The organism is Alkalibacterium indicireducens, from assembly GCF_039522005.1.
In the GTDB taxonomy this organism is placed as follows: Bacteria; Bacillota; Bacilli; order Lactobacillales; family Carnobacteriaceae_A; genus Alkalibacterium; species Alkalibacterium indicireducens.
Genome location: NZ_BAAADA010000069.1, coordinates 1 through 7114 on the forward strand (window position 1 = coordinate 1; position 7114 = coordinate 7114).

Below are 7114 nucleotides of genomic sequence, written 5' to 3' on the forward strand. Positions count from 1 at the left end.
CTAACAGTTCCTACTGCCAAGTCTGTAGTGGACTTTCACCACCAAGTTGTCGCCCATGCCGGGCGCACAAAAAACAGGAGTATGCAGATTGTTCTGCATCTCCTGTCCCTAATCGTAAAGTTTATTTAGTCAGCTCTTCAAAAGCTTTGAATTCATAATCGAGATCCTTAGCCACTGCCTTATTGACCACATGTCCTTTGTATACGTTCAGACCGGCGGCGAGACCTGCATCACGTTTCAGTGCATCTTCAACACCCAGTTCCGCAAGCTTCAGAGCATAAGGAACCGTATCATTAGTCAGAGCCACTGTCGACGTTTTTGGTACGGCCCCTGGAATGTTGGCCACACCATAATGGAGAATGCCGTGCCTTTCCACTACCGGTTCATCATGAGTTGTCGGCTCGCTCAACGTTTCAAAATTACCCCCCTGATCAATAGCAATATCGACGATCACAGCTCCTTTAGTCATTGACTTAACCATGTCTTCTGTCACCAGTTTTGGTGCTTTTCGTCCCGGCACAAGAACAGCACCAATCACCAGATCAGATTCACTGACAGCTTTCTCAATGTTGGCTGGATTTGAAGCTAGGGTCTGCACATTGCTTCCGAACATCTGGATGAGTTCTCTCATCCGCTGAGGATTCAGTTCGATGATGTTTACCTTTGCACGCATCCCAACAGCCATCCGAGCAGCATTCTCTCCTGCCACTCCACCACCGAGGATTGTTACAGTTCCACTAGGTACACCAGTTACTCCACCTAGGAGAATTCCTTCTCCCCCTGCATGTCTTTCAAGATAATGCGCACCGATCTGGACAGCCATTCTTCCCGCCACCTCACTCATCGGTGTCAGCAGCGGCAGCTTGCCGTTCTTTTCAACCGTCTCGTAGCCCACAGCCGTCACTTCATGCTCCACCAGTGCTTGAGTCAGTTCGGGAGCAGCTGACAGATGAAGATAGGTGAAGAGGACCAGCCCTTTTCTGAAGTAAGTGTACTCCTCTTTCAGCGGTTCTTTCACTTTCATGATCATTTCAGCCTGTTTCCAGACTTGACCGGCCGATTCTGTCAGCTCTCCACCGTTTTCAGCATAATGCTCGTCTATAAACCCACTTCCTTCCCCCGCTCCTTTTTCTACAAGGACACGGTGTCCGTTGTCTGTCAGCCGTCCGACATTCGAAGGGGTCAAAGCTACACGGTATTCATTATTTTTTATTTCCTTAGGTAGACCAATAATCATAGCGACAATCCTTCCATTAGTTAATTAAATTATAAAGTAAGCTATCATCAGAAGCAGGCCAGTAAGCATGAACAGCAGCCCGCCAATTTTCTTAAGCTGCGGGAACCATTCCGGAAACTCCGTCTGTGCTCTACGCCCGCGCTTTCCAGGGTTAAGCTGATCTGAAAACCTGAATGACAAATAGCCTGAAATAAGCAATGCTAATCCGATAATCAGCAGCATGTCAGCACCCCTTTAAAAATGTAGTGAATCGCGGTCCTGGCCTCTTGAGACATCTCGCCAGCTGTAAAAGCCGGCATCCAGTCCTCTAAGCAGAACTTCAGCAGTCCCTATATTTGTAGCTAGAGGAATTTCATAGACATCACACAGGCGGAGCAATGCAGATATATCTGGCTCATGGGCCTGTGCAGTAAGAGGATCACGGATAAATATAACCAGATCCATCTTATTATCAGAGATGTAGGCACCAATCTGCTGGTCCCCACCGAGCGGACCAGATTTAAACCGGTGGACATTCAGACCTGTTTCATCTGAAATTCGCTTTCCTGTCGTTCCTGTAGCAAAGAGATCATGTTGTTCCAAAATGACCTTATAAGCTGCTGCAATTTTTACGATATCATCTTTCTTTTTATCATGGGCAATCAACGCAATATTCATAAAGGGAATACTCCTCCTTAAAAAGTCGTATTTTTTTCATCATAACATAAAACAGAGCAGCTTATTGAATAAAAAATTGAGTATCTCTACCGTGAATCGTTTTACTTGAAGGATCTATGGTGAGTCGATAAACTGTAACTAGAATAAATGAAGGAGGAATTACAAGAATGGGCAAGAAAGTTGCAGTCGTTATAACAAAACTATTTGAAGACGTGGAATTTACCTCCCCTAAAGAAGAACTGGAAAAGGCAGGTCATACACTGACTACGATCGGATTTGAAGCAGGTGAAACAGTAGAGGGTAAAAAAGGAGAAGCATCGGTGACTATCGATAAAAGCATTGATGATGTCTCTCCGGAAGATTTCGATGCCCTGCTGATTCCTGGAGGATTTTCTCCAGACCAGCTGCGTAAGGATGACCGATTCCTGGAGTTTACCCGTTCGTTCTCAAACGACAGTAAACCTATTTTCTCTATCTGCCACGGACCTCAGCTTCTGATCAATGCTGAAGTAGTAAAAGGAAAAGACATCACTTCAGTTAAGCAGGTGGCGGTGGACCTTAAAAACGCCGGAGCCAATTTCTATGACAAGGAAGTTGTTATAGATGACTCAGGTCTGATTTCAAGCCGTACGCCTGATGATCTTCCTGCTTTCAACAAAGCAATGGTCGATGCATTAAGTGAGTAAATTATCATTTTATTCGGATGAATGCTTAGGCAATTTTAAGGATTTTTCCAGATAGTTTTGCTACACTATGAATGTGGAATTTAAGTACACGTTTCTTTTCTCCCCAAAAAGCTGATTGAATGTTTCCCCCGAATCATTCATCACCTTTGAAAAGATAAACACTATTTGAGACCATTATTCTTTCTCCCCGGATTGAATGGGTTACTCAAATAAACTGAGACGTTTAGTCTTATCCCCAGCCACCTTTTCTAGAGGAAAAGGTGGCTTTTTATTATGTACATTCCTTTCTTAATTCTCTAATTTACTTTGAAAAAGAAAGCGTTAATTCATCATGAATTGGTCACAGTAAATTCAAATCTAAAGACTATACTTTACTCATACCCACAACAACCAACATATTTTTGGTTACCTGCACTCCTCCAAAGCGACAGGTTACCACTCCTTTTTTGCCACCTGCTGTTCACTCAGCAGGTGGTTTTTTGTCACAGAAAACTCATTTAAAGTACAATATTGTTTTAAAACTCTCTTTTCCCACTTATTATTTGGAAGCTTCCTAAGCTTCCAAATCCTTGATATACCGGTCTCCGTTCCTCCTCCGACAATCACCTTCATCTATTCTATGCTGGACATTATCTGTTTTTTATTACGCATTAATGACTCATTTTATTGCTTCCCTTGCTGTTCCTACATATAATTGGCAGTGTTGTTTAAACAGCGACGTGAATGAAGGAGGTCTATAGACACTTTGATACAACTCCGTCATATAGAAAAAACGTTTTTCAGTAAAAACCAGACACTGGCTGCACTCACGGATGTCTCACTCGACATAAAGACAGGTGAAGCGTTCGGTGTCATAGGTGAAAGCGGGGCAGGAAAGTCGACTCTTCTCCGTATGATCAATGCACTTGAGACACCCGATGCTGGTTCCGTAACCGTAGACGGTGTTGATTTGACTCATTTGTCAAAGAAAGACCTGCGTATGGAACAGAAGCAGATCGGCATGATTTTTCAGCAGTTCAATCTGCTCAACAATAAAACAGTAGCTGAAAATATCAGATTACCTCTGACTCTCCATAACTATGATCAGACTCTAACCGTAGACGAAGTCCTCGATTTCGTCGGGTTGAGCGACAAGAAGCACAGCTACCCTCAGCAGCTCAGCGGGGGGCAGAAACAGCGTGTTGGTATAGCCCGTGCCCTTATTACACGGCCAAAACTACTTTTATGCGACGAGCCGACATCCGCTTTGGATCAGAATACTACAGAAGACATCGTGGCTGTTTTAAAAAAGGCGCACAGAGAGTTCAAAATGACCATTGTCGTTGTCACACATGAACTTCCGGTCATCAAAGCCCTGTGCACACGGGCGGCTTTAATGGAATACGGTAAAGTCAGACAAATTGTAGATATCACTCGTTCAGAAGACAAACTGACTGATCGACCGTATCTTGAGCGTGCAATCGAGGTGCTGACTAGTGACTGACTCTATTTCGCTATATATAGAACGCATCATTGAATTCGCACCGCGTCTGCTCGACAGTTTATGGGAGACAGGCATCATGCTGTTTTTTGCCATGCTTGCTGCTATTCTTCTTGGAATACCAGTTGGCACGCTACTGTATCTGACAGCTGACACTCGGCCTATGGCTAATCGGTTCGTCAATCGCCTTTTAAATATTCTGGTGAATGTGATCCGGTCGTTCCCCTTCTTGCTGTTAGTTGTAGCCATGCAGCCCTTTGTCCGGCAAGTATACGGCCGAGCGACTGGCGACCCCATTGCTGCATCATTCCCCATGGTAGTGATTGCGATTGCCTTATATGCCCGTTTCGTTGAACAGTCTCTGATGGAAGTACCAAAAGGCATCATCGAAACGGCAAAATCTATGGGCGCAACAAACTGGCAGCTGGTCTGGAAATTCCTTTACGTGGAAGCCAGGAGCAGTCTGGTCATCGGCTTTACAACTGCTGTGATCAGTTTCGTGTCCTACTCGACGATCATGGGCGTTGTCGGTGGAGGAGGGATCGGTGATTTTGCCATCCGCTTCGGCTACCAGCGTTACGAAACAGATATTATGTATACCGCCATTGTCCTGATCATTGTACTCGTTGAGATATTTCAATGGCTCGGACTGGCTCTTGCAAGAAAACTGGATAAAAGATGATGAATAAAAAAGACTTAAGGAGAGATTATTATGTTCAAAAAAACCCTAATTTTAGGAAGTACTGCTCTGCTATTGGCTGCCTGCGGTGACGCAACTGAAGAAACAACAGAAGAATCGGGAAACAGCAATGGTGAAGAGGTCGTCATTGAAGTCGCTTCTCACCTTCCTCCGATGACCGATATCGTTGAAATTGCCGGAGATGTGATCGAGGATGGATACAGTGTCCAACTTGTAGAAGTATCCGACAATATCCAGTACAACGAAGCTCTTCTTAATGATGAAGTGGATGCCAGCTTCGCCCAGCACGAACCGTTCATGGAAATGTTCAACACAGAACGAGACGGTAACCTGGTAGCTATCCAGCCTATCTATGATGCGATTGTAGGCTTCTATTCTCCAGTCTATGAATCGATCGATGATATTGAAGAAGGAGCAGAAGTGGCACTTCCAAGTGACCCGTCAAACAAAGCCCGTGCTCTGATGATTCTGGATCACTACGATTTGATCACATTGAGTGAGGATGTCAGCTTCGAAGCCACTGTAGATGATATTGAAGAAAATCCGTATGATCTGACCTTTACAAGTATCGATCTGCTAAACTTGTCAGCTGCCTACGAAGACGGTGTGGAACTGGTATTCAACTATCCGACTTTTATTGAATCAGTTGGGCTGACACCTGAAGATGCACTTATCCTGGAAGATGATGAAGACTTTACTTTCGCGATCCAGCTTGTAGCAAGAGAAGATAACCAGGATTCTGATGCTATCCAGGCCCTTAAGGACGCCTTTACCAGCCAGGAAGTCTATGATTTCCTTGATGATCTTGCCGAAAACGGCCATCTGAAACCAGCTTTTGAAGTGAATAATTAGTTTGAACTAAATTGACTGAACAACCAGTCAGTTTTCTGCCCGCCCAGTCGGATTCCAGTCCTGCACGGAGTATTTCTCCTGCAGGCTGATCCCTATGGTCGGGCATTTTTTGTACTGCCAGTTTTGTCTTCATCAGCGCCGGGGCACTGTCTGCTCATATACTCTCCCGGAAGTGGCTCCTGTCGCTGTATAGTGCTCTTTCAACACCTTTCTCATCCGTCTGAAATGAACCGCATCCCCGCACCACTCGTTTACTTTAGCCGTCGTCAGAGTGGTCTCAGGAAAGAGAAACTGCAGTTCTTCTATATTGTCCAGAATTACATCCGTTACTCCGCGTTTAACGAAACAGGATTTACAATAACAGGACCGCTGAGTAATTAGAAGATCAAATGATCCGCAGGCATTGCAAGATAACCCTTTCTTCAACTCCTTATAGGAATAATACGGCAGCTGCTTCTGCACGGGACTGTCATCGTCATGCAGTTTGAGTATGCGTCTGGCCAGATTGTGATGCTCCCTGCTCAGCATCCGGCTTTTTATATTAATATCCTTCAGGTACTCATCGATCTGATTCGGCAGGATGATCGGATCCTCTACTCTCGCATTGTACAAACTGAATTGTGGATGGATAAACACCAGATGAGCTGTGACCTTCAGCTCACTTCCCCACTCTTTCAGAAGCTGACTGAGAAAAGATGCCGATCTATTCAGCTGAATCAGCGGATTCGCCACCTCCTCCCCATGTATCGTACTGAAGCCTTCCATATGCCTGACGTAGCGTCCAACATAGTTCCTGATTTCGAATATATACACCCCGTGTGAGGCAATCAACAGGGAGTCCACTTTAAAAGACAGTCCTTTGTTCAATAGAAGCAGATCATTCAGTACGATGGCCTGCTTATCGATATGCTGATTTATTTTATCGTCAAATGCGGTCTCTCCACTTAATCCTTTCTGCAGATTAATCAGGTAACGCTTCTCCGGCTCCTTCAATTCAAACCGTTTATCCAAGTAATTCAGTCCTCTGAGCAAGTCGGATGGTTGTCTTGCTTTTAATATCTCCATTTCGTTCGCCTCCTTACTATACTCATTGTCTTTTTATTGAAAAACTGACTAAAATTGTTTAACTTTTTTCACCTGCTATATTTATATGGGGAGTCGCCTCGTTTAGCGTAGATTCAGCTGCAGGCTCTTAGTTTACGTTTTTTTTGAACAGACCAGGGGGAATCTTGTGACAAACTGAAGAAAAAAAAAGAGGATTCGAGTTGCTTGTAAAACGCACCTTACAACACACTCGTGTGGATAAGACATAGCGAGTTGGCTATAAGATCCTCCCAAACTGCATTCAGTATCATCCCACTGACGACTTTTCACTTTTTCTATATAGACGATACTCGTCAGCTGACGAGTATCGTCCTCTCAACCCTTTCATAAAAAAAGCTTCGGCTACGCCTTCGCCCTTTTGGGATAGTGCGTAGCCATTACTTTTTCAGTTCTGAATT

Annotated in this window: 8 protein-coding genes; 4 read left to right on the forward strand and 4 right to left on the reverse strand. The window is 44.4% G+C overall.

Translation table 11 applies throughout. The annotated features are described in order from the left end of the window. Positions 1-121 precede the first annotated feature (121 nt). The 3 genes from ald to mgsA are packed head-to-tail and all read right to left on the reverse strand — an operon-like array spanning position 122 to position 1894. The gene (ald, locus tag ABFX15_RS04335) at positions 122-1237 is read right to left on the reverse strand and encodes an alanine dehydrogenase (protein WP_346024275.1); all 1116 of its coding nucleotides are present in this window, start codon (positions 1235-1237) and stop codon (positions 122-124) included. Between the two features lie 24 nt (positions 1238-1261). After that, positions 1262-1459, reverse strand: a complete 198-nt coding sequence (locus tag ABFX15_RS04340; protein WP_091265486.1) for a hypothetical protein — start codon at positions 1457-1459, stop codon at positions 1262-1264. 12 nt (positions 1460-1471) lie between these two features. Continuing rightward, on the reverse strand, positions 1472-1894 hold the full coding sequence (gene mgsA, locus ABFX15_RS04345; RefSeq protein WP_091265488.1) for a methylglyoxal synthase: 423 nt from the start codon (positions 1892-1894) through the stop codon (positions 1472-1474). A gap of 167 nt (positions 1895-2061) precedes the next feature. Between mgsA and ABFX15_RS04350 the strand changes: the two genes are divergently transcribed. The 4 genes from ABFX15_RS04350 to ABFX15_RS04365 all read left to right on the forward strand — a co-directional run bounded on the left by ABFX15_RS04350 (position 2062) and on the right by ABFX15_RS04365 (position 5612). Then, positions 2062-2580, forward strand: a complete 519-nt coding sequence (locus tag ABFX15_RS04350; protein ID WP_091265490.1) for a type 1 glutamine amidotransferase domain-containing protein — start codon at positions 2062-2064, stop codon at positions 2578-2580. A gap of 745 nt (positions 2581-3325) precedes the next feature. Next, positions 3326-4063 (forward strand): methionine ABC transporter ATP-binding protein, encoded by a 738-nt coding sequence (locus ABFX15_RS04355; RefSeq protein WP_346024276.1) that lies wholly within the window; start codon positions 3326-3328, stop codon positions 4061-4063. Continuing rightward, positions 4056-4742, forward strand: a complete 687-nt coding sequence (locus ABFX15_RS04360) for a methionine ABC transporter permease (protein WP_346024277.1) — start codon at positions 4056-4058, stop codon at positions 4740-4742. The genes ABFX15_RS04355 and ABFX15_RS04360 overlap by 8 nt, the downstream gene beginning before the upstream one ends. 30 nt (positions 4743-4772) lie before the next feature. Next, the gene (locus ABFX15_RS04365) at positions 4773-5612 is read left to right on the forward strand and encodes a MetQ/NlpA family ABC transporter substrate-binding protein (protein WP_346024278.1); all 840 of its coding nucleotides are present in this window, start codon (positions 4773-4775) and stop codon (positions 5610-5612) included. A 132-nt stretch (positions 5613-5744) separates the two neighbouring features. On the opposite strand, the gene ABFX15_RS04370 is transcribed toward ABFX15_RS04365, so the two are convergent. Beyond that, the gene (locus tag ABFX15_RS04370) at positions 5745-6677 is read right to left on the reverse strand and encodes a nuclease-related domain-containing protein (protein ID WP_346024279.1); all 933 of its coding nucleotides are present in this window, start codon (positions 6675-6677) and stop codon (positions 5745-5747) included. Positions 6678-7114: the final 437 nt, after the last annotated feature.